This is a genomic window from Kluyvera intermedia, from assembly GCF_034424175.1.
GTDB classification, from domain to species: Bacteria; Pseudomonadota; Gammaproteobacteria; order Enterobacterales; family Enterobacteriaceae; genus Kluyvera; species Kluyvera intermedia.
The window spans coordinates 208,835-229,005 of sequence record NZ_CP139986.1 but is presented as its reverse complement, the minus strand read 5'-3'; the positions used below and the strand labels follow the sequence as shown (position 1 = coordinate 229,005).

12 protein-coding genes and 2 pseudogenes are annotated in these 20,171 nt (G+C 53.6%); 3 read left to right on the top strand and 11 right to left on the bottom strand.

The window, feature by feature from the left end; all coding sequences use genetic code 11:
- Window positions 1–4: 4 nt before the first annotated feature.
- From bcsB to bcsR, 4 genes and pseudogenes are all read right to left on the bottom strand, one after another.
- A complete protein-coding gene (bcsB, locus tag U0026_RS01055; RefSeq protein ID WP_062778787.1) occupies window positions 5–2,299 on the bottom strand; it encodes a cellulose biosynthesis cyclic di-GMP-binding regulatory protein BcsB in 2,295 nt (764 codons plus the stop codon).
- Window positions 2,300–2,312: 13 nt separating this feature from the next.
- Window positions 2,313–4,932, bottom strand: a pseudogene (gene bcsA, locus U0026_RS01050) (UDP-forming cellulose synthase catalytic subunit).
- Window positions 4,929–5,678 carry a cellulose biosynthesis protein BcsQ gene (bcsQ, locus tag U0026_RS01045; RefSeq protein WP_062778785.1) on the bottom strand — a complete coding sequence of 250 codons (750 nt, stop codon included), beginning with the start codon at window positions 5,676–5,678 and terminating at the stop codon, window positions 4,929–4,931. Before bcsQ ends, bcsA begins: the two are co-directional and overlap by 4 nt.
- Before the next feature lie 10 nt (window positions 5,679–5,688).
- Window positions 5,689–5,889: a cellulose biosynthesis protein BcsR gene (gene bcsR / locus U0026_RS01040; protein ID WP_062778784.1), complete on the bottom strand. Its 201-nt coding sequence runs from the start codon at window positions 5,887–5,889 to the stop codon at window positions 5,689–5,691.
- Window positions 5,890–6,189: 300 nt separating this feature from the next.
- Here bcsR and bcsE point away from each other — a divergent pair.
- The 3 genes and pseudogenes from bcsE (at window position 6,190) to bcsG (ending at window position 9,609) form a co-directional block, all read left to right on the top strand.
- Window positions 6,190–7,749: pseudogene (bcsE, locus tag U0026_RS01035) on the top strand (cellulose biosynthesis protein BcsE).
- Window positions 7,746–7,943, top strand: coding sequence for a cellulose biosynthesis protein BcsF (bcsF, locus tag U0026_RS01030; protein WP_062778782.1), 198 nt, complete (start codon window positions 7,746–7,748; stop codon window positions 7,941–7,943). Before bcsE ends, bcsF begins: the two are co-directional and overlap by 4 nt.
- Window positions 7,936–9,609 (top strand): cellulose biosynthesis protein BcsG, encoded by a 1,674-nt coding sequence (gene bcsG / locus U0026_RS01025; protein ID WP_062778780.1) that lies wholly within the window; start codon window positions 7,936–7,938, stop codon window positions 9,607–9,609. The genes bcsF and bcsG overlap by 8 nt, the downstream gene beginning before the upstream one ends.
- 1,020 nt (window positions 9,610–10,629) lie before the next feature.
- Here bcsG and dppF read toward each other — a convergent pair.
- The 7 genes from dppF to U0026_RS00990 all read right to left on the bottom strand — a co-directional run bounded on the left by dppF (window position 10,630) and on the right by U0026_RS00990 (window position 20,158).
- Window positions 10,630–11,637, bottom strand: a complete 1,008-nt coding sequence (gene dppF / locus U0026_RS01020; protein WP_062775743.1) for a dipeptide ABC transporter ATP-binding subunit DppF — start codon at window positions 11,635–11,637, stop codon at window positions 10,630–10,632.
- Window positions 11,634–12,617, bottom strand: coding sequence for a dipeptide ABC transporter ATP-binding protein (dppD, locus tag U0026_RS01015; RefSeq protein WP_062775744.1), 984 nt, complete (start codon window positions 12,615–12,617; stop codon window positions 11,634–11,636). The genes dppF and dppD overlap by 4 nt, the downstream gene beginning before the upstream one ends.
- A 10-nt stretch (window positions 12,618–12,627) precedes the next feature.
- Window positions 12,628–13,530 (bottom strand): dipeptide ABC transporter permease DppC, encoded by a 903-nt coding sequence (gene dppC / locus U0026_RS01010; protein WP_062775745.1) that lies wholly within the window; start codon window positions 13,528–13,530, stop codon window positions 12,628–12,630.
- 9 nt (window positions 13,531–13,539) lie between these two features.
- A complete protein-coding gene (gene dppB / locus U0026_RS01005; protein ID WP_062775747.1) occupies window positions 13,540–14,559 on the bottom strand; it encodes a dipeptide ABC transporter permease DppB in 1,020 nt (339 codons plus the stop codon).
- A 160-nt stretch (window positions 14,560–14,719) separates the two neighbouring features.
- A complete protein-coding gene (gene dppA, locus U0026_RS01000; RefSeq protein WP_062775748.1) occupies window positions 14,720–16,327 on the bottom strand; it encodes a dipeptide ABC transporter periplasmic-binding protein DppA in 1,608 nt (535 codons plus the stop codon).
- 735 nt (window positions 16,328–17,062) lie between these two features.
- Window positions 17,063–18,742, bottom strand: coding sequence for a kdo(2)-lipid A phosphoethanolamine 7''-transferase (eptB, locus tag U0026_RS00995; RefSeq protein WP_062775750.1), 1,680 nt, complete (start codon window positions 18,740–18,742; stop codon window positions 17,063–17,065).
- A 213-nt stretch (window positions 18,743–18,955) separates the two neighbouring features.
- The gene (locus U0026_RS00990) at window positions 18,956–20,158 is read right to left on the bottom strand and encodes an L-lactate MFS transporter (RefSeq protein WP_062775751.1); all 1,203 of its coding nucleotides are present in this window, start codon (window positions 20,156–20,158) and stop codon (window positions 18,956–18,958) included.
- Window positions 20,159–20,171 lie beyond the last annotated feature (13 nt).

Here is a 20,171-nt window from a genome sequence, read left to right as displayed (position 1 = left end):
AGGCTTACTCGTCTTCCGGATCCAGGCGACGACGGCTGATGATACGCAGCAGACGCCACAGTACCCACGCCAGCAGCACGATACTTATCGCCGCAAAGATAGCTAACAGGACAGGGTGATTTGAGAGCGCAAACCATACGCGTTCAAACCACGGCAAGTGACCGACGTAGTAAATATCGCCCACGCGCAGGCTGCTTACGCCCGATTCACGAATGACCGATACGGAACCAAACATCGCCGCGCGTTTACCGCTGTCATTTAGCGCATTGTTCAGTAGGTTATAACCGGTGGCGCTATCGGCCAACAGGGCCACGACGCTACGCTGTTTGTGATACGGCGACTCAAAGCCCACGACAGCCGCCATCGGGCCGGAAGAGGTGATCCCGGTTTGTACGCTGGCCTGGCGATCGTCCGTATCCAGATAGATGCTCGGCAGATCGTTGTGACGCAGCGGCGTTTTCACCCAGCTCTGGGTGGCATCGACCAGCAAGTCGATATGCTTGTCATCTTTGAGTTTCTGCGGAATAGAGCCAATCAGCAGCAGGTCGGCGTCTTTATCCTGGATTTGGCCACCCTCATCGACGATGGTCATTTTCGCGCCCGCCAAACCGGTCTGGCCGCCAATCACGCCAACCGCGTTGAGCAATGTACTGACCTGTGCTTCGGACGGTGTTTTTGGCATGACGATGACCGTGTCGGAAAGGTCAGCCATGCGAGTAAACGGGAAGCCCGCGTTGGCAAAGGTGCGCAGATCCGGCATCGGCAAGAAGTGGTAATAATGGGAGAAATCGATAGTCGAGTCATCGCCAATCACTACGTGGTTCTGTACCGGCTGGAAGGTAACGCAGTTATCCACCGTGCCGCCAGGCATCGGGTTCGTATACTGGAAGTCAAAGCGCAGTTGGTTCATTGCGCCCAAGCGCAGCGCCGGGATACTGACATCGTTTTTACCGTCCAGCAGCCCTTGCAGAATCGGCAGGCGCAGCATCAATTTATTGACGTCCTGCGTACTGTTGAGGCTGAAGGATTGCAGAAACTGGTTGTTCAGACTGATGTCCATCCGCGAACTGTCTTTCACCGGCGGCATGGTGTAACGGTATTTCAGATCCATATCAATGCCGGTACTGCGCATCAAGTAGAGATCGGGTGGCAGATTCAGCGATAGGTTGATAGACGCAGGCTCAAGCCCGGTCGACTGTAGCTGCTGCTCGTAGGTCTTCAGCTCACCAAAGGTCACTGGACGGTCAGTACGTACCCAATTTGGTGCATCGTAAGGAGCGCGAGCCAGCAACGGCGTCACTTCGTTTACCGTAACGCTATCGCCACGGAACAGGATATTGCCCGCTGAGATGCCCTGTGCCGCTTGCAGCAGATCTTTATCATCACGACCAAAGACCACCAGCAGTTTCATATACGGGTTGGTCGGGTGATCAATCATTTCGACCGTTGGTGCTTTCACCGGCGGATGATCGCGCAGGAAGTCCGGGCGATTATCGTTGGTGGCAAAGACGATAGCATTACGGTCAGGCAGTGAATTGTAGAGCACCGGGAATGTCTGGCCGCGCCAGCCCGCTTTTGCCCCAAACCATGAGGCAATAATCCCCGCCGCCTGCTGTTTTTGCAGGCTCGGCGAGCTGGCAAAGACCATTGGCAGATTCAGAGGACGGTTATCGCGAGAATCAAAGAACGGCACCGGGAAATGCGAGAGATCGTTACGCACTTTCAGGGACTGATAGGTTAAATCCAGCGTGCTGTTACGGGCGACATCGAGCCACACGGTGTTGTTGGCCGGGTTTTCACAAACATCACGGTAATGGCCAATAAACTCAAGACGCACGCGGTTAAAGTCGGTGATATATAACGGGTCGACGGCAACCTGAGCCGTCACCTTCTGACCAAGCTGCTCTTTGGTCACCGGCAGAACGCCCATCAGTTCATCGTTAAGATAGACCTTCAGCTGTGAAGTCACCGGCAGTAATGATGGCGATGGCGTATACGTCAGGTTCAGCAGCGCCTTCGATACCACTTCATCGCTGCGCATACCAAACTCAATGCTCCCGTTCGGGTTCGAGCCACGCAGCACCATGCTGCCCGGCGGTGGCGCAATCTGAGCAAATGTGAGCTTCACATCACGGCCTGGCGAATCTTCCACCACTACGGGTGCAGCGGCCACCGCTGGGGTCGCCGCCTCCGTTGGCGCAACGGACAGTTCGGTCGTCGGTTCAGAATACGTCGTGAGTGGCAACAAACTGCCTACACCCACCGCCACTGCACAAATCCAGGAAAGGTTTCTTTTCATCGCATCATCATCATTATTGTTGAGCCATAGCCGATAGCGGACGCTCGATTATCACGCCGCGTTCCGGACGACGCGGGACGAACGAGGCCACCCACGCCACAAGCGAGGTGAGTGACCGGAAAATTTCTTTTGCCACCGGCGGCGCAAATTCGGCCAGGTGACGGTAACCACGGAACCCCAGCTTCAGGATATCCATCAAGCTTTCCAGCGGTTTATCTTCCGGGAAGCTGTCTTGCCAGAGCGCCCATGTATCCGCGCGCGCAAATGTACACTGCACAAAGTCGATATGCTGGCGGGTGGTCATCGGCAGTAACTTAAGGCCGACTTCATTGCCCAGCACACGCACCACCTGAGTGGGGAAGACATACTCTTGCTGGCCGCGTTTGAGCAGGAGATTAACCTTCTGCTCCTCCAGCACCTGGGCATCACCGTTAATTCGGATCCCCACGCCGCCATCGGAGAAGTCGTGTACCGTACAGGAGAAGAGATGGCCGTCCTCGCGTGAAATTGCCCCCCGGCATCTTGATTTCAACGCGGTGCGAGCGACGCACCTGTTTACTTTCGACCGATACTGCTACCGCGCCGCCGAGAATAATCAGGTTATAGAACACCCACAGCAGGCTCACCCACACGGTGAGGATTTCATCCTCTGGCCCGTACATATAACGCCAGATCCCAAACGCCACGCCCAACAGGTTCAACAGCACCAGGTAGATATACGGCCGGGAGATCACCCAGTCGACGTACTCTTCTTTTACCAGTCCGCCCTTGGCGGTGACGTTGAACTTACCTTTATGCGGAGCGAACAGCGCCACCATCGTCGGCGGCGCAATGTACCAGGCCAGCACCGTTTCATAGATTTCACTCCAGAAGGAGTGGCGGTATTTACCCTGAATTTTTGAGTTAGTCAGGCTGGCATGAATCATGTGTGGGAACACAAAAAGCGCAATCATCAGCGCCGGGGCGTAGATGATATAGGCGTGCAAGAGCAGGAAAGCCAGCGGCGCGGTCAGGAAGATGAGCCGCGGGATGCCAGATAAAAAGTGGAACATGGCGTTGAGGTAGCACAGCCGCTGCGGCATTTTTAGGCCTTTGCCAAATAGCGGGTTATCCAGGCGGAATATCTGCACCATGCCTCGCGCCCAGCGAATACGTTGGCCGATATGCGCAGACAGGCTTTCTGTCGCCAGCCCCGCCGCCTGCGGCAGACGCATATAGGCGGAGGTGTAACCCAGACGGTGCAAACGCAGCGAGGTATGCGCATCCTCGGTCACGGTTTCAACGGCAATACCGCCAATTCTGTCCAGCGGTTCGCGGCGAATAACCGCACAGGAACCACAGAAGAAGGTGGCATCCCACATGTCGTTACCGTCCTGTACCAGCCCGTAGAACAACGTGCCTTCGTTAGGCGTTTTACGAAAACGTCCCAGGTTACGTTCAAACGGATCTGGCGAGAAGAAGTGGTGCGGCGTCTGCATCATCGCCAGCTTCTTATCTTTGAGGAACCAGCCCATGGTCATTTGCAGGAACGAGCGCGTCGGGACGTGGTCGCAGTCGAAAATCGACACGAACTCCCCTTTCGCGTATTTAAGCGCGTTGTTGATGTTCCCGGCTTTCGCGTGTTCATGCGTCGTTCGGGCGATATATTCGACGCCAACATCTTTGGCAAACTGGCGAAATTCTTCACGGCCCCCGTCATCGAGGATCCAGACAACGACTTTATCTTTCGGCCAGTCGATACCCAACGAGGCGTACACGGTATTTTTAACCACGTTGAGATCTTCGTTGTAGGTCGGGACAAAAATATCCACGGTCGGCCAGCTATCCATATCCTTCGGCAGCGGTACCGGCTGGCGATTCAGCGGCCAGGCCACCTGGAAGTAGCCCAGCACCAGCACAATCCAGGCGTAGGTTTCAGCAAACAGCAACACCAGACCACAGACCAGGCTCACCGGGTCGTTCCAGTTCAGCGTTGAGGTGTAGCGCCACCAGATGTAACGACAGGACACGGTCAGCGACAGAACAATAAGCATCAGCGCGGAGAAGCGCCCAGGGATACGCCGCACCAGCAGCGCAACTCCCCACAGCAGCATCAGGAAGACAAACTGCGAAATCGGGTTAAACGGCTGCGTGATACACACCAGCGCCAGAAGCAGCGACAGGGCGACGACCACGCCGAGAATGACTCGACGCAGTTTCGGATTAAGGTGTGCCAGCTCTTTCTTATTATCCAGATGGCCGGTTTGCGCATTCATGCGCGTCGGCAGTTCTTCCGCCCAAGCGATGTAGCGGTTGCGCAGCCACTCAATCCCTACTAACGGTCGCCATTGCAGAGGTTTACGGCTTTCCGGTGGTTTAGTGGCGATAAGCCAAATGGCCTGTAATGCATAACGCAGCGGATCGAGCGGACGCGGGCGTGAGAAATTAATGTGCGGAAAGAGCGCATCCTGCCGCGTCTGCAACGCCTGCCAGCGCGCGTTCTCCAGCGGCAAAAACATCCATGCCAGCCCGACCCACAGGCAAGTCAGCGTTGCTGCAAGCCAGGATGAACCGTTGCGACGATAATCCACGTAGCGCGCGTGCATACGCGCATAAACCGGCGGGGCGAAGATCAAACGACCAAGGCGAATCATGCTTCGCGCTCCGCCGCATGATGTCCGGCATAGTGCATAAGACACCAGTTAGCGAGCGTAATCATCTCTTCCGCTGCCAGTGAGTCATGGCGATATTCGCCAAGCGGCTGCTTGCTCGCCAGGCTTTCAGCCATCGCTTCATCACGGTGGATGACCACCGGCAACAGTCGGCGCTGGGTTTGCAACCACACCTGGTAGAGATCTTCTTGTAACGGGCTACTCATGCGCAGGCCGTTGAGTAAAAGGTGGGTATCGGTAGGCAGCGGCTGCTGATGCAGGCGAATATGGCAATTCGCGTCAGGTTTGATTATCGTCAGGGTAAAGTGACAGGCTTCAACAAGAGAAGGAGTCCAGGGATAAAAACCGTGCGGCAGGTCAATCAGGATCCACTGGTATTTCCCCTGTTGTTCCAGATCTTTAGCAATGGTGGCAATGGCCGCCAGCGTGTCGCCACGGGTGCTGATATTTTGCAGCTCACCCGCCTGCAACTGACCAAAAGGGAGAACATCAATATGCGAGGTGTAACGTAAACCCGCATCACGCCAGTCTTTACCCTCCAGCAGCGCACGCGCCCAGCCGCCGTCACGACCAATCTCGTCGTTAAACGTCAGCCGCAGCATGTTATCCGGGCAAGCATCGATAACAACGACTGACTCTCCGAGCAGTTGCAAAGACCACGCTAATGCCGCCGTGATGGAGGTTGTACCGACTCCACCTCGCAGGCCCTGTAATCCCAAAATAGCCATTATGGCTTCCTTATTTTTGTTCGGCTTTTTGTTCTGCAAACTCTGCCAGCAGCGGCCAACGCTTAAAGGCGGCAGCTAATTTTTCACGCTGGGAAATATCAGTGTAATCTATATTGGGTAGAGAAAAAGCCCGACTTAGCGCGAGAAAATCATTCTGGAAGGTGTAACCAAGTTGCGAATCAACTGATTTCACAGGTTCATTATCTGACATTGTTTACTTCCTCGAAATCAAATGCTGATGCACCACATCAATCGAAAGACAAATTTCTCATGAATTTCGTTTATACTCGTCATACTTCAGATTGAGGATATCCGCATTTGCATTTACGCATTTCGACAACATAGTTATGCAAAAGCCAGGCGGAATTAATGCTCTTTTGACCTGACAACCAGTCGATTTATTAAGAGTATACATGCTAAATCTGATGCTATTTAATTTCAATATTAGGTTTATTCTAACGTTTACACTAGTAAACTTAGATGCAGGATTATCGTCGATAAGAGGGACACGATGAACCCCATATTTTCTATTGGTATTGAGTCATTGTGGGATGAAGTCAGCCATATGCCCACAGGTGGCGTGTGGTGGATGAATACAGACCGCCAGGAAGATGCTATTAGTCTGCTCAATCAGACGCTTTCCGCGCAGGCGGAGGGGGCGAAAGTAGCCGTAGTCAGCATGGGCGAGAATCCCAACAACCTTATAAAATTAAAGGGTAACTCGGGTCCCAGGAGTATTTCGCTTTTTGCCATGCAGGATAGCCCGGATAGTCTATACTTCATGCGCCGCGATTTACTTTGCACGCTTGAACCAAACAATTATTTTATTATCCTCGTGTGCTCTCATAACGCCTGGAAAAATATCCCTACTGACAAGCTTCTCGACTGGGTAAAAAAATCGCAGAAATGGGCGAAATACTACCATTGCACTCTTTTAGTCTTAAGCCCAGGTAACAATGCCGATGCACAAACCTCACTATTGTTAGGTGCATATCGCTCACTTTCTGGCCTCGCCAGTTTACGTTACCAGGGTGATAGTCAACTGCTGGATATATCTTACTGGGCCAATGAAAAAGGCGTCAGCGCACGTCAGCAACTTTTAATTACGCACAATGATAACGGCTGGCAATTATCTCAAGACGAAATTGCTAACGTCCAGCCACGCAGCGATGAAAAAGAAGTGCTGAGTAATATCGCTATTCTTGAAGGTGCTCCGGCACTTTCTGAGCACTGAAGCTTATTCGATTCGAACGATGCAGTTTTTAATGCCGCACGTACCGCTCAGGCTGCCACGGTCATATTCTCGCTTAGTCAAAATAGCCAGATAGAACAGCTTGCAAGGTTTACCCATACTTTACGTCGCCAACGCGGCAGCGCACTAAAAATTATCGTTCGTGAAACCATCGCTAGCCTACGCGCTACCGATGAGCGATTGCTGCTAAGCTGTGGTGCCAACGTGGTGATATCCGCTAACGCCCCGCTATCACGCAGCCTGACGTTGATTGAAAGCGTTCAGACACAACAATTCACCCGCCATGTGCCGGAAGATCTCTCCACGCTGCTCGCCAATACCGAACCGCTGAAGCTCAAGGGCTATCAGAAGTGGGATGTCTTTTGCGAAGCAGTACAGAAGGTCATCAATAACACGCTATTACCTGCGGACAGCAAAGGCGTTATGGTCGCACTGCGCCCAGCCCCCGGACTGCGGGTTGAACAGGCACTCACGTTATGTCGCCCGCACCGAATCGGCGACATCGTCAGCATTGCCGATCGCCGCCTGGTGCTATTCCTCCCCTTCTGCCGGGTGAACGATCTCGACACCGCGCTCAATCATATTTTTCCACTGCCGACCGGCGATATTTTCTCTAACCGCATGATTTGGTTTGAAGATAAACAGATTGCCGCGGAACTGCTGATTATGCGTGACGTGAAGCCGGAGAACTGGACAAAACCATTAGAGATCGCGCCGAAACCCACGAATGTTATCAACGCGACCTACGAGGGTAAGGGATGGCGCCGCTATCCGGAACCTCATCGCCTGTCCACGGATAACGAAGGAACGCCGTCATGATGTCGATAAGCGATATTATCCAACTGGTCGTGCTTTGCGCGCTGATCTTCTTCCCGCTGGGCTATCTGGCGCGCCATCATCAACGACGTATTGAGAACGCGTTTCGCTTGATGTTTCTTAAACCCCGTTATGTTAAACCAGTAGGCGTTCTGCGCCGGGATCTGGCCGTCAGGGCAAAATCAAAAAATGACTAAATCGACGCAAAACGCCGCCGCTCAACCTTCCCCGCTCTGGCACTACTGGCGGGGATTGTCGGGTTGGAATCTCTATTTCCTGGTGAAATTCGCGCTACTGTGGGCTGGATATCTGAACTTCCATCCCATGCTGAACCTGGTCTTTATGGCGTTCTTATTGCTGCCGTTACCCAATAGTCGCCTGCACCGCTGGCGTCATTGGATAGCCATCCCGTTAGGGTTTGCATTGCTCTGGCACGATACCTGGCTCCCTGGCCCCGAGAGCATCATGAGCCAGGGTTCACAGATTGCCGGATTCAGCGCCGACTACATCTGGGACCTGGTAACGCGCTTTATTAACTGGCAGATGGTGGGTGTCTTCTTCGTGCTGGTCGTCGCGTGGCTGTTTTTAAATCAGTGGATCCGCATGACCGTTTTTGTGGTTATTGCCATGGTATGGATTAACCTGAGCGCGCTTGTCGGCCCATCCTTTACCCTGTGGCCTACCGCACAGAAAGCCGATACCACCACGGCGAATACAGCAGCGCCCGCTGCTTCAGCAGGCAGCGCTGCAACAAACAGCGATATTCCTGCACAAACCGCCGCGCCAACCTCAGATAATCTGAATGCCTGGTTAAGCAGTTTCTACGCATCAGAAAGTAAACGTGTAACCACGTTCCCGACAGCGCTACCGGCCGATGCCCAACCGTTTGACTTGCTGGTCATCAATATCTGCTCACTGGCCACCTCAGACGTTGAAGCTGCGGGTCTGTTACAGCATCCTTTGTGGTCACATTTTGATATCCGCTTTAGCAACTTCAACTCCGCAACCTCATACAGCGGCCCGGCGGCCATTCGTTTACTGCGGGCCAGCTGCGGTCAGTCGTCGCACACGGACCTTTATCAGCCCGCGGGAAATCAATGCTATCTGTTTGATAACTTGTCGAAACTCGGCTTTACGCAGCACCTGATGCTTGGCCACAACGGCGTATTCGGTGATTTCCTCAAAGAGGTGCGTAATTATGGCGGTATGCAAAGCCCGCTGATGGATCAAAGCAAACTCCCGGTAAACCTGCTCGCCTTTGATGGTTCCCCAGTGTATGACGATTTAGCCACCCTCAACCGCTGGCTTAACTCACCGGAGAAACCCGTCGGTGACCGTTCAGCCACCTTCTACAATATTTTGCCACTACATGATGGCAACCACAATCAAGGGCAAAGCAAGACCGCGGACTACAAAGCCCGTGCGCAGAAGCTGTTTGATGAGTTAGATGCTTTCTTTGATGAGTTGCAGAAGTCAGGGCGCAAGGTGATGGTTATCGTGGTGCCGGAACATGGCGCGGCGCTGGCGGGCGATAAAATGCAGGTCTCTGGCTTGCGTGATATCCCAAGTCCATCAATTACCCACGTCCCGGCCGCCGTTAAATTCTTTGGCATGAAAGCACCGCACCAGGGTGCGGCGGTTGATATCAATCAACCGAGCAGCTATCTGGCGATTTCCGAACTGGTCGCGCGCGCGGTGGATGGCAAAATCTTTACCGAAGATACCGTGAACTGGTCAGCCTTCACCGGTAATCTGCCGCAGGCCGCGAGCGTCTCCGAAAACTCAAACACGGTCGTGATGGAGTATCAGGGCAAACCTTACGTTCGACTCAACGGTGGAACCTGGGTCCCGTACCCACAATAACCGCGAAAAAGGCCGCAGGATCTTACCCCTGCGGCCCGGTTCGGGCGCATGCTGCCACTGCGGCGGCCATCACGCCCATTCAGGTTAGAACTTGAAGAAATGACGAACCAGCGCGACCACAATTGGGCCGACAATGGATGTCACAACAGCAAGGACTAACGCCTCGTTGAGCGTCATATAACCGCCTGCGTTGCAATGGCAACTGTTCGCGGCTATTCTCTTGTTGTCGAGCAAGCGAATGGCCCCCGTTATGTTGCCGGTTTATACCAAACAACGTGCGGGGGTTTTTCTCTTTCCAGCAACCGATGCCGCCGGGGATCAAGCCCCCGCAACATTGCGCCTCACCGGGAAATCCCGGCTTGCCGACGATACTACTGCAATCACGTCCCAACGTACCTTGCCCAGCCCATTTTTCAGAATTCAGCCCGACGTGGCTGCTCCAGTGATGCTGGAAGGTTCGTTATGAGCGCATTAAAAACAAAAAAGGCCGCAGGGTTTTACCCCTGCGACCTGCTTCGGGCGCATGCTGCCACTGCGGCGGCCATCACGCCCATTCAGGTTAGAACTTGAAGAAATGACGAACCAGCGCGACCACAATTGGGCCGACAATGGATGTCACCACGGCAAGGACTAACGCCTCGTTGAGCGTCATATAACCGCCTGCGTTGCAATGGCAACTGTTCGCGGCTATTCTCTTGTTGTTGAGGCAAGTGAATGGCCCCCGTTATGTTGCCGGTTTATACCAAACAACGTGCGGGGGTTTTCTCTTTCCAGCAACCGATGCCGCCGGGGATCAAGCCCCCGCAACATTGCGCCTCACCGGGAAACCCCGGCTTGCCGACGATACTACTGCAATCACGCCCCAACGTACCTGCCCCTGCCTATTTTTCAGATTTCAGCCCGAACACAAAAAAGCCGCAGGGTTTTACCCCTGCGGCTTTACAAGTAGCCCGGTCAAGCGAAGCGCCGCCGGGAATGCACCAGTCCATCCCCGGGGTCGGCGTAAACGCCTCGCCCAGACTACATTGGCTTTTCTGGATTTTCGTCTTGATCGACTGCAAAACACGCGACCAACTGACCGCCATAGTCTTTCAACTGCGGCTGCAACTGGGTACACGGCCCGAAACGACGGCGGCAGCGAGCGTTAAACGCACAGCCCGGCGGCGGGTTAAGTGGGCTTGGCAGCTCACCTGTCAGCTTAATACGTTCACGGCGTTCGTCCGGATTCAGACGAGGTGTAGCCGAGAGCAGCGCTTGGGTATACGGATGCTGCGGATTATTAAAGATCTGGTCTTTCGTCCCTTTTTCCACGCAACGGCCGAGGTACATCACCATCACTTCATCAGCAATGTGCTCAACGACTGACAGGTCATGTGAGATAAAGACATATGACAGCCCCAGATCTTGCTGAAGATCCATCATCAGGTTCAGCACCTGCGCGCGTACGGAAACGTCGAGCGCGGAAACCGGTTCATCGGCAATCACCACGTCCGGGTCAAGCATCAGACCACGAGCAATGGCGATACGCTGACGCTGGCCGCCGGAGAACATATGCGGATAACGGTCGTAATGCTCGGTTTTCAGACCCACTTTCGCCATCATTGCCAGCGCTTTTTCACGGCGCTGCTCTTTGCTAAGCGTGGTGTTTATCTGTAACGGCTCCTCCAGAATCTGCCCCACTTTCTTACGCGGGTTCAGCGAACCATACGGATTCTGGAACACAATCTGGATTTTCTGCCGACGCAATTTCTGCGCATGTGGGTCGTGCTTAAGCAGATCCTGCCCTTGATAATAAAGTTCTCCACCGGTCGGAATTTCAATCATCGTCAACAAGCGGCCAAGAGTGGATTTCCCACAGCCTGACTCACCAACTACCGCCAGCGTTTTGCCACGCTCGAGGGTAAACGATACGCCATCCAGTGCTTTTACCAGGCGTTCCGGGGCGAACATCCCCTTCTTCACCGGGTAGTGTTTTTTCAGATCAATCGCCTGCAGCAGCGGCTGCGAGGTGGCCTCGTGCGTACTCATAGTGTGGGCCTCCCGGCATCATCGAGTGGGTAGTGGCATTTCGACTGACGACCGCTGGCAAGCAGCTTCAGCTCGGGTTCAACGCTGCGGCATTCATCCGTCGCATACGGGCAGCGCGGATTGAGCAGGCAACCTTCCGGGCGATCGTACTTACCCGGAACCACGCCCGGCAACGAAGCCAGACGTGCTTTATCCTGAGCAAACTCCGGCAACGCGCGCAGTAACGCTTGGGTGTACGGATGACGCGGGGCGCGGAAGATTTCCGTTGCCGCGCCTGTCTCCACCACTTGACCGGCGTACATCACGATAATTTTGTGCGCCGCTTCAGCCACCAGCGCCAGATCGTGGGTGATCAGAATCAGCGCCATGTTCTCTTTTTGCTGCAGTTCAAGCAGCAGCTCGATGATCTGCGCCTGAATCGTCACGTCCAGCGCGGTAGTCGGTTCATCGGCAATTAGCAGCTTCGGACGACAAGCAATCGCCATGGCGATCATCACGCGCTGGCTCATCCCACCGGAAAGCTGGTGCGGATAAACATCCAGACGCGAAGCCGGGTCGGGAATACCCACCTGGTTTAACAGGTCAATGGCCCGCTGGCGTCGCGTTTTCTTGTTGCCGCCCTGGTGTACCTTAATCGCTTCCATTATCTGGAAACCGACGGTGTAGCAAGGGTTGAGGCTGGTCATCGGATCCTGGAAGATCATTGCCACTTCGGCTCCCACCAGGTTACGACGTTCTTTCTCGGAAATACGCTTCAGATCCTGACCGTTGAAAGCAAGGCTTTCAGCCATGACGCGGCCGGGATAGTCAATCAACCCCATAATCGCCAGTGAGCTGACCGATTTACCCGAGCCAGACTCACCTACGATACCGACCACTTCGCCCTGTTCCACACTGTAGCTTACGCGGTCTACGGCTTTAAACGGTGTGCCTTCGTCGCCGAAGTGCACCGATAATTTATCTACATTTAATAACGCCATCTCGAACCTCTTACTGCTTCAGTTTGGGATCGAGCGCATCACGAAGACCGTCACCCATCAGGTTAAATGCCAGCACCGTCAACAGGATTGCTAATCCTGGGAAGGTCACAACCCACCAGGCACTTTGTGCGAACTGCAACACGTCAGCGAGCATCGTGCCCCACTCCGGTGTTGGCGGCTGCGCACCCATGCCCAGGAAGCCAAGAGCAGCCATATCGAGAATGGCGTTAGAGAAGCCGAGCGATGCCTGAACAATCAGCGGAGCAAGGCAGTTCGGGAGAATATTGACGAACATCTGGCGCATAGCGCCGGCCCCCGCCACGCGGGAAGCGGTGACGTAATCGCGATTCACTTCCACCAGGACGGCTGCACGGGTTAAACGGACGTAGTGCGGCAGCGCCACGAACGTCAGCGCCAACGCAGCATTACCTATTGATGGGCCAAATACCGCCACCAGCACCAACGCCAACAGCAGGCTTGGCAATGCCAGCATAATATCGACGACGCGCATGATGATGTTATCAATCAAACCACCGAAGTAGCCGGCGACCAGCCCCAGCACAACACCCATAATGAGCGAGAGGACAACCACCAGGCAGCCCACCAGCAGCGAGAGGCGCGCACCGTACATCAGACGCGACAGTACATCACGCCCCACGTCATCGGTCCCAAACAGATGCGCCCATGAGCCACCATCCTGCCATGCAGGGGGAGCCAGCAACGTATCGCGGAACTGTTCCGCCGGGTTATAGGGCGCAATCCAGTTAGCAAAGATGGCAATAAACAGCACGATGACCACATACACCAGGCCAACAACCGCCCCTTTATTGCATTTAAAGTAGTGCCAGAATTCCTGGAAAGGGGTCATCGGCACCGGTGCGGACACCGTTTTGTTTTCAGTAACTTGTGTCATGACGGCCCCTTACTTCTTATGACGGATGCGCGGGTTAACCACGCCGTACAGCAGGTCAACGAGCAGGTTGACGAGGATAATCATCGTCGCCACCAGCAACACCCCACCCTGAACCACCGGATAGTCACGGCGTTGCAGAGCATCGATTAACCAACGTCCCAGGCCCGGCCAGGAGAAGATGGTTTCCGTCAAAATCGCCCCCGCCAGCAGCGTACCGACCTGTAGGCCGATAACGGTGACCACCGGCAGCATCGCGTTGCGCAGTGCGTGAACCACGATAACGCGCATACGGGTCAGACCTTTGGCGCGCGCGGTACGGATGTAGTCCTCGCCCAGCACTTCCAGCATCGACGAACGGGTCATACGCACGATCACCGCCAGCGGGATAGTGCCGAGCACCATCGCAGGCAGAATCATATGCGCCAGCGCATCAATAAAGTTGCCTTCTTCGCCCCAGATGGCGGTATCAATCAGCATGAAACCGGTCAGTGGATTCGTGTCATCAAGGAACACCATATCACTCACGCGACCGGATACCGGCGTCAGGTTCCACTGTACCGACACCAGCATAATCAGCATCATGCCCCACCAGAAAATCGGCATGGAATAGCCGGTCAATGCCAGGCCCACCGCCGTGTGGTCGAAGATAGAACCGCGTTTAACTGCCGCCAGCACGCCTACCGGGATACCCACCGCGACGGCAAAAATCATGGCGCAGATACCGAGTTCCAGCGTCGCTTTGAAACGCGGCACGAACTCGTCCCACACCGGGAGGCGGCTCTTTAATGAAATCCCTAAGTCACCGTGCAGCACGCCCCAGATGTAGTGGAGATACTGTTGCCACATCGGCTTATCAAGGCCGAGTTCAGCCAGCAGCTGGGCGTGACGCTCAGGGGAAATACCACGTTCGCCCGCCATAATCATCACCGGGTCGCCGGGGATCATATGCACGAAGGCAAACGTCAGGAGGGTGATACCGATAAACGTTGGGATCACCAGACCCAACCGTTTGAGGATAAACTGCAACATAACCCTGATTCTCTCTAATGACGGCCCGCCTGGTCACAGGACGTCTGTATTGCTCACAAATCTGCCACCTTTCTCAAATGAGAGGGACGCAGATACGGCGCAGCTTCCCACCCCAAAGGGGGCAGGAAGCGTCGCGTTGCCGGTTAAGGCATCATCTTTATTATTCGATAGAGACGTTGTCGAAGTGGTGCTTACCTAATGGATCAACCACATAGCCTTTGACTTCTTTACGCACTGGCTCGTAGACGGTGGAGTGAGCGATGATCAGCGCCGGAGCCTGATCATGCATCACCACCTGAGCTTGTTTGTAGAGTTCAACACGCTTGTCGTGGCTGTCGGTTGCACGAGCCGGTTGAATCAAATCTTCAAACGGCTTGTAGCACCAGCGAGAGTAGTTAGAACCATCTTTGGCCGCAGCACAGCTGAACAGGGTCGCGAAGAAGTTGTCCGGATCCCCATTGTCCCCAGTCCAACCCATCATCACAGCCTGGTGCTCGCCTGCTTTCGCACGCTTGAGGTACTCGCCCCATTCGTAGGTTACGATTTTGGCCTGTACGCCGACTTTCGCCCAGTCAGCCTGAATCATCTCAGCCATACGGCGAGCGTTCGGGTTGTACGGACGCTGTACCGGCATCGCCCACAGCTCAACGGTGAAGCCTTTATCCTGGCCCGCTTCTTTCAGCAGCGCCTTGGCTTTTTCCGGATCGTAGCTGTAGTCTTTGACGTCGTCGTTATAGCCCCACATGGTTGGTGGGATCAGGTTCTTCGCAGCAACACCTGCACCCTGATAAACCGCTTTGATGATCGCTTCTTTGTTAACCGCGTAGGTCAGCGCCTGGCGCACTTTCACGTCATCAAACGGTTTTTTCTCGGTGTTGAAAGACAGGTAACCCACGTTCAGGCCCGCCTGCTCTAACAGGTTGATGTTCTTGTCTTGCTTCATGCGCGCGATGTCGGCCGGGTTCGGGTACGGCATCACCTGGCATTCATTCTTCTGCAGCTTAGCGTAACGCACGGAAGCGTCAGGCGTGATAGAGAAGACCAGACGGTCGATCTGCGGCTTGGTACCCCAGTAGCCTGGGAACGCTTTGTACAGAATACGGGAGTCTTTCTGGTACTGCAGCAGTTGGAATGGACCGGTACCGATTGGGTTCAGGTCAACTTTCTCCGGCGTACCGGCTTTCAGCATGTTGTCAGCATATTCTTTTGACAGAATAGACGCGAAGTCCATCGCGAGGTCTGCCAGGAATGGTGCTTCCGGGCGCGTCAGCACGAACTGGACGGTGTTATCGTCGACTTTTTTCACTTCGCTAATCAGGTCTTGCAGGCCCATGCCTTCAAAGTATTCATAGCTACCGCCAGACACCTTGTGGTACGGGTTCTGGGCATTTTTCTGACGATCGAAGGAGAAGACGATATCGTCGGCGTTCACGTCACGCGTCGGTTTGAAGTCTTTATTATCCTGCCACTTCACGCCCTTACGCAGGTGGAAGGTATAGGTTTTGCCGTCTTCGCTGATGTCCCACTTCTCAGCCAGACCCGGGATAACTTCCGTGGTACCGGTTTTGAATTCAACCAGACGGTTATAGATAGGTACTGAGCTGGCATCGTAGGTGGTACCAGACGTGAAGAGCTGTGGGTTAAAGCCTTCCGGCGAGCCTTCTGAACAGTAAACCAGGGTTTTTGCCTGTACGCTGGCGGCAACGGTCATGGCGACCAGGCTGAGACCCAGCTTCAGCATCCCTGACTTCTTCAAGGAAATACTCATTATTGTGCTCCAAAGTGATATGTGTTGTTTTTACCCTTTGCATTGGGTTACACCGCCTGGCCTTTATTTGTGTTTTACCCGGCCTGGTCGATGCGTAGTAGAGGCGGGATTCCTTTCACTTAGAACAACTGAGTTGCAGCGCATATTCTCCATGAAATGCCCCTCATGCCCTACAATCTGTCAACAGAATGTGAAAACGTCAATACAGTTAGCCGGGATTTGTATTGAAGGTGAGAATAGATGGGCAAAGATTAAAAAAACCCTCAAGGGCTATTTTCAGCAGAGAAATTTATGCTATGACCACAAAGGCAGAGTTATTCACTTAATACTTTGCAACATTTAGTGATTAACATTTAAGCGTTATGTGAAAAATTTATTTCGATATGATGAATATCTGAGCGATTAATGCCGTGAACGTTAAAGCGCACAGGTGAAAATGCTGGGCTTAGTCATAAGTAGCACGAAAAAAGATTCATCTATGCATAAAAAAAAGCAATGGAATATGTCACGGAATTGTTAACGCATAGTGGAAGAGTTTGGAACGGTATCGCCGCCAGGACGAGACGTTTACGCCGACCCTGGGACTGGGGCATATTCCCGGCGGCGCTCCGCTTGGCCGGGCTACAATTTGACGTAAGCGCGTATGCCTGAAAGCTGCGCGCCATCAGGCATTGAGTGGTAGCCCGGGCAAGGCGTTTACGCCGCCCCCGGGGAAGTTCAAAGCCAAACCCAGCGTTACTTCTTCTCAGGCACGTGGCACCAGTTGTTATACTCGTTGATACCCCCATCCGGCGAGGTGTATCCCAGACAACCCATGATGGTGTCATACAGCTCAACGTGACGCTTCGGTTGTTTCATCGCAGCCTGTTGTTTCAGGTAAGCAAACGACTTCGCGTGGTCAGGATTTTCCAGATATTTATCCGACATCCAGACCATCATCGGCACACGGAATTGCTCCGGCGGTGCCATTTTGCGCGGCGTACCGTGCAAACGCTCATGCTCGTTAATCGACTCACCGTGGTCAGCGGCAAAGAAAACAATCGCCTTCTTATCACGCATCTGATCGAAGATATTCACCAGGAAATGGTCAACATAGGTTATTGAGTTATCGTAAGAATTGATCAACTCCGCCTTGCTACACTTGTCATCCACGTTCACACACTCCGGCTTCCACTGTGCAAAGCTACGCGGATAACGCTGGGTGTAGTTGAAGTGCGAACCTTTGGTATGAAGGATAATCAAATGCTTACCGTCGACACCGCTACGCGCCAGCACGTTCTTCATTTCATCGGCCAGCAGCATGTCGTCGACGCTTTTGCCACGGTTGCGGGGCTCAGCGCCAATCTGCTCACGGTAGGCAATGTTATTTGCCATGGTGTTGCTGTAGAACCACAGTTCGCTTTGCATCGCCAGCAGGTCGCCGGTAAAACCGAGTTGATGAAGTACCGCAAACACGTTCTGCTCTTTGAGGGTGCGCTGCGGGTTATCGCTGGCACCGCCCTGACGGACGAACATGCAGCGCAGTGACAGCTTGGTCGCGGTATCGCAGGAGTAACCGCGGAACGCCACCAGGTTTTTCTCTTTTTCCAGCTCCGGCGTGGTATTACGCTCGTAGCCGAACAGCCCCATATGATCCCAGCGCGTGGTTTCGCCAATGATAAACACCACATAGGTGTCATCGAGGCCTTCTGGTGCAACGTAGGTGAACTTTTTGGTCGGATCGATAAACTCTTTGGTATCGAAAGTCTCATCAACCTGCGTCCAGCCATACAGGCTCAGCGCGGAAACCCAGTTTGTTGGCAGGTAGGAGTTTGCCAGTACCCCGCCATAGCTTGGTAAATCAACCTGCGAGAGACGCTCGTTCTCCTTGAGATGAGCCTCCATCAGGCGAATCGGCCCCCACACCAACGCAGCACACGCTAAAATGACCACGATACTGCGGACACGTTGCCCCGGCGTGCGAAGTTGATTGAGCAGCGTATCGCGCGCGCCATTAAGCCAGATGAAGACTAGCGGTACAATACTGGTCAGCACCAGCCATGAGATGAAATGCCAACCGACAACCTCTTTAGACAGATCGACGTCAGTGGTCATCACCGAGGCAATAATGCCATAACCAATCACCACGTTCAGATTGGTCATATAGTAGCTGGCACCGGCAGAAATCAGCACTACCACCGTAGCCAGAACCTTCCATAGCGTACGTCCACCCAGCGACAGCAAACGCAGTAAGAAGAACGTCACCAGCAAGGTACCCACAAGCTCAATAGCAATGAAAATCCCTTTTTCGACGCTAAAATCCTGCAAATACCCTTCAAACCGACGGACAAACACGGAATAGTTCATAAACCAGCCGATGTAGACAGCCAGCAGAAAACTGAGCGTCTGCTGGGACATCGCTTTTAAATATTTCATGCGAAAAACCCTGGGAAAAAGGGAAAACCAAAAACGTGTTACCAATAACCGTAAGTAAACTCGTTAATATATGCGACGGCCATCAAGGCCTTAATTGCAAGCGCGGTAAGTAGACAACAAGAAAGGGGAAAAGTATTCGGAGGAAATGTGATTTGGTCAGATATTTACAAAAATATCTGACCAGAATCTACTTAATAAGTGAGGGAATTATTTTTAAGCGTGGGCTTCGTGCAGGATTCCTGTTTTTGGCTGACGGATGGTCGTCGACAGTGCCAGGGAGATAATCAACAGGGCGAAGATGACGCAGAAGGTCACATAGAAGCCACCGAACAGTGATGCAATCAGTGAACCGCAGATGCTGCCAATCCCGAAACCTAAGTAAATCACACCGTAGTTTTTCGCCAGATTGTTCAGACCAAAGAACTCGCTCACCAGCGATGGGAAGACGGTAATGGTGCCGCCAAAGTTAAAGGCCACACAGGCAATGGCCGCGAAGAATGTCACTTCGTTGAGCGGAGCAAACAACAGTGCTGCCATACCCACCAGCGAAATAATCTGACCGATAGTGATAACACGGATACGGGAAATCTTATCGGACAGAATACCCAGTACCAAGCGGCCGCTCAGGTTGGCAATCGAGATAATAGTGACCGCATTAGCCGCCGTCGCCAGATCCAGGTGCACCATGCCCTGCGCAATATCTTTTGCCACACCGATAACGTACAGGCCGCTCATACAGGCCGTCAGGAACATGACTGCCAGCATCCAGTACTGCGGTTTACGCATGGATTCTGCCAGCGTGAAGTCATTCTCGACTACGCCGTCGTGACTTGCGACCGCCTGATTTGGCGCATCTTTCATGAGCATTGCGCCGAAGACGATCATCACCAACACAATCGCGCCCCAAATCATGAAGGTTTTTTCCAGACCGACGGTTTCCAGCAGGTGGCTGTCGATAAACTTGAAGCCGAGGCTCCCTAAACCATAAGAACCGATAGCAAAGGCGGAGATCAGACCTTTACGTTCCGGGAACCATTTTACGCAGTTTGAGAGCGTCAGCAGATAGCCTGCGCCATCGGCGAGGCCGACAATCACCCCCGCGCTCAACCACAGCATTGGCAGGCTATTAGCGTGTGCGGTCAGGAAGAAGCCAATTCCCAGCAGAATACCGGAGGCCATAGTGACGTGCTTCACGCCAAAACGTTCCTGTAATTTACCGGCCACGGAGGATGAGATAGCCAGACCTAAGCTTAACAGACCGAAGGAAAACGCCACCTGGCTTACGGACGCATCCAGCTTGGTGGACAGCGCGCTGTTGAACAGGCTCCAGGTGTAAACGGAGCCTAAAGCGAATTGGGTAATAATGGTGCCGAATAATGTCAGCCAGCGAGTGTGATTTTTAGTTGCAGCGTTCATGATGAAGATGCCT

Excerpts from the sequence above, each read along its gene's own strand:
- bcsB (WP_062778787.1), bottom strand. The coding sequence starts at position 2,299 with ATGAAAAGAAACCTTTCCTGGATTTGTGCAGTGGCGGTGGGTGTAGGC.
- bcsQ (WP_062778785.1), bottom strand. The coding sequence starts at position 5,678 with ATGGCTATTTTGGGATTACAGGGCCTGCGAGGTGGAGTCGGTACAACC.
- bcsR (WP_062778784.1), bottom strand. The coding sequence starts at position 5,889 with ATGTCAGATAATGAACCTGTGAAATCAGTTGATTCGCAACTTGGTTAC.
- bcsF (WP_062778782.1), top strand. The coding sequence starts at position 7,746 with ATGATGTCGATAAGCGATATTATCCAACTGGTCGTGCTTTGCGCGCTG.
- bcsG (WP_062778780.1), top strand. The coding sequence starts at position 7,936 with ATGACTAAATCGACGCAAAACGCCGCCGCTCAACCTTCCCCGCTCTGG.
- dppF (WP_062775743.1), bottom strand. The coding sequence starts at position 11,637 with ATGAGTACGCACGAGGCCACCTCGCAGCCGCTGCTGCAGGCGATTGAT.
- dppD (WP_062775744.1), bottom strand. The coding sequence starts at position 12,617 with ATGGCGTTATTAAATGTAGATAAATTATCGGTGCACTTCGGCGACGAA.
- dppC (WP_062775745.1), bottom strand. The coding sequence starts at position 13,530 with ATGACACAAGTTACTGAAAACAAAACGGTGTCCGCACCGGTGCCGATG.
- dppB (WP_062775747.1), bottom strand. The coding sequence starts at position 14,559 with ATGTTGCAGTTTATCCTCAAACGGTTGGGTCTGGTGATCCCAACGTTT.
- dppA (WP_062775748.1), bottom strand. The coding sequence starts at position 16,327 with ATGAGTATTTCCTTGAAGAAGTCAGGGATGCTGAAGCTGGGTCTCAGC.
- eptB (WP_062775750.1), bottom strand. The coding sequence starts at position 18,742 with ATGAAATATTTAAAAGCGATGTCCCAGCAGACGCTCAGTTTTCTGCTG.
- U0026_RS00990 (WP_062775751.1), bottom strand. The coding sequence starts at position 20,158 with ATGAACGCTGCAACTAAAAATCACACTCGCTGGCTGACATTATTCGGC.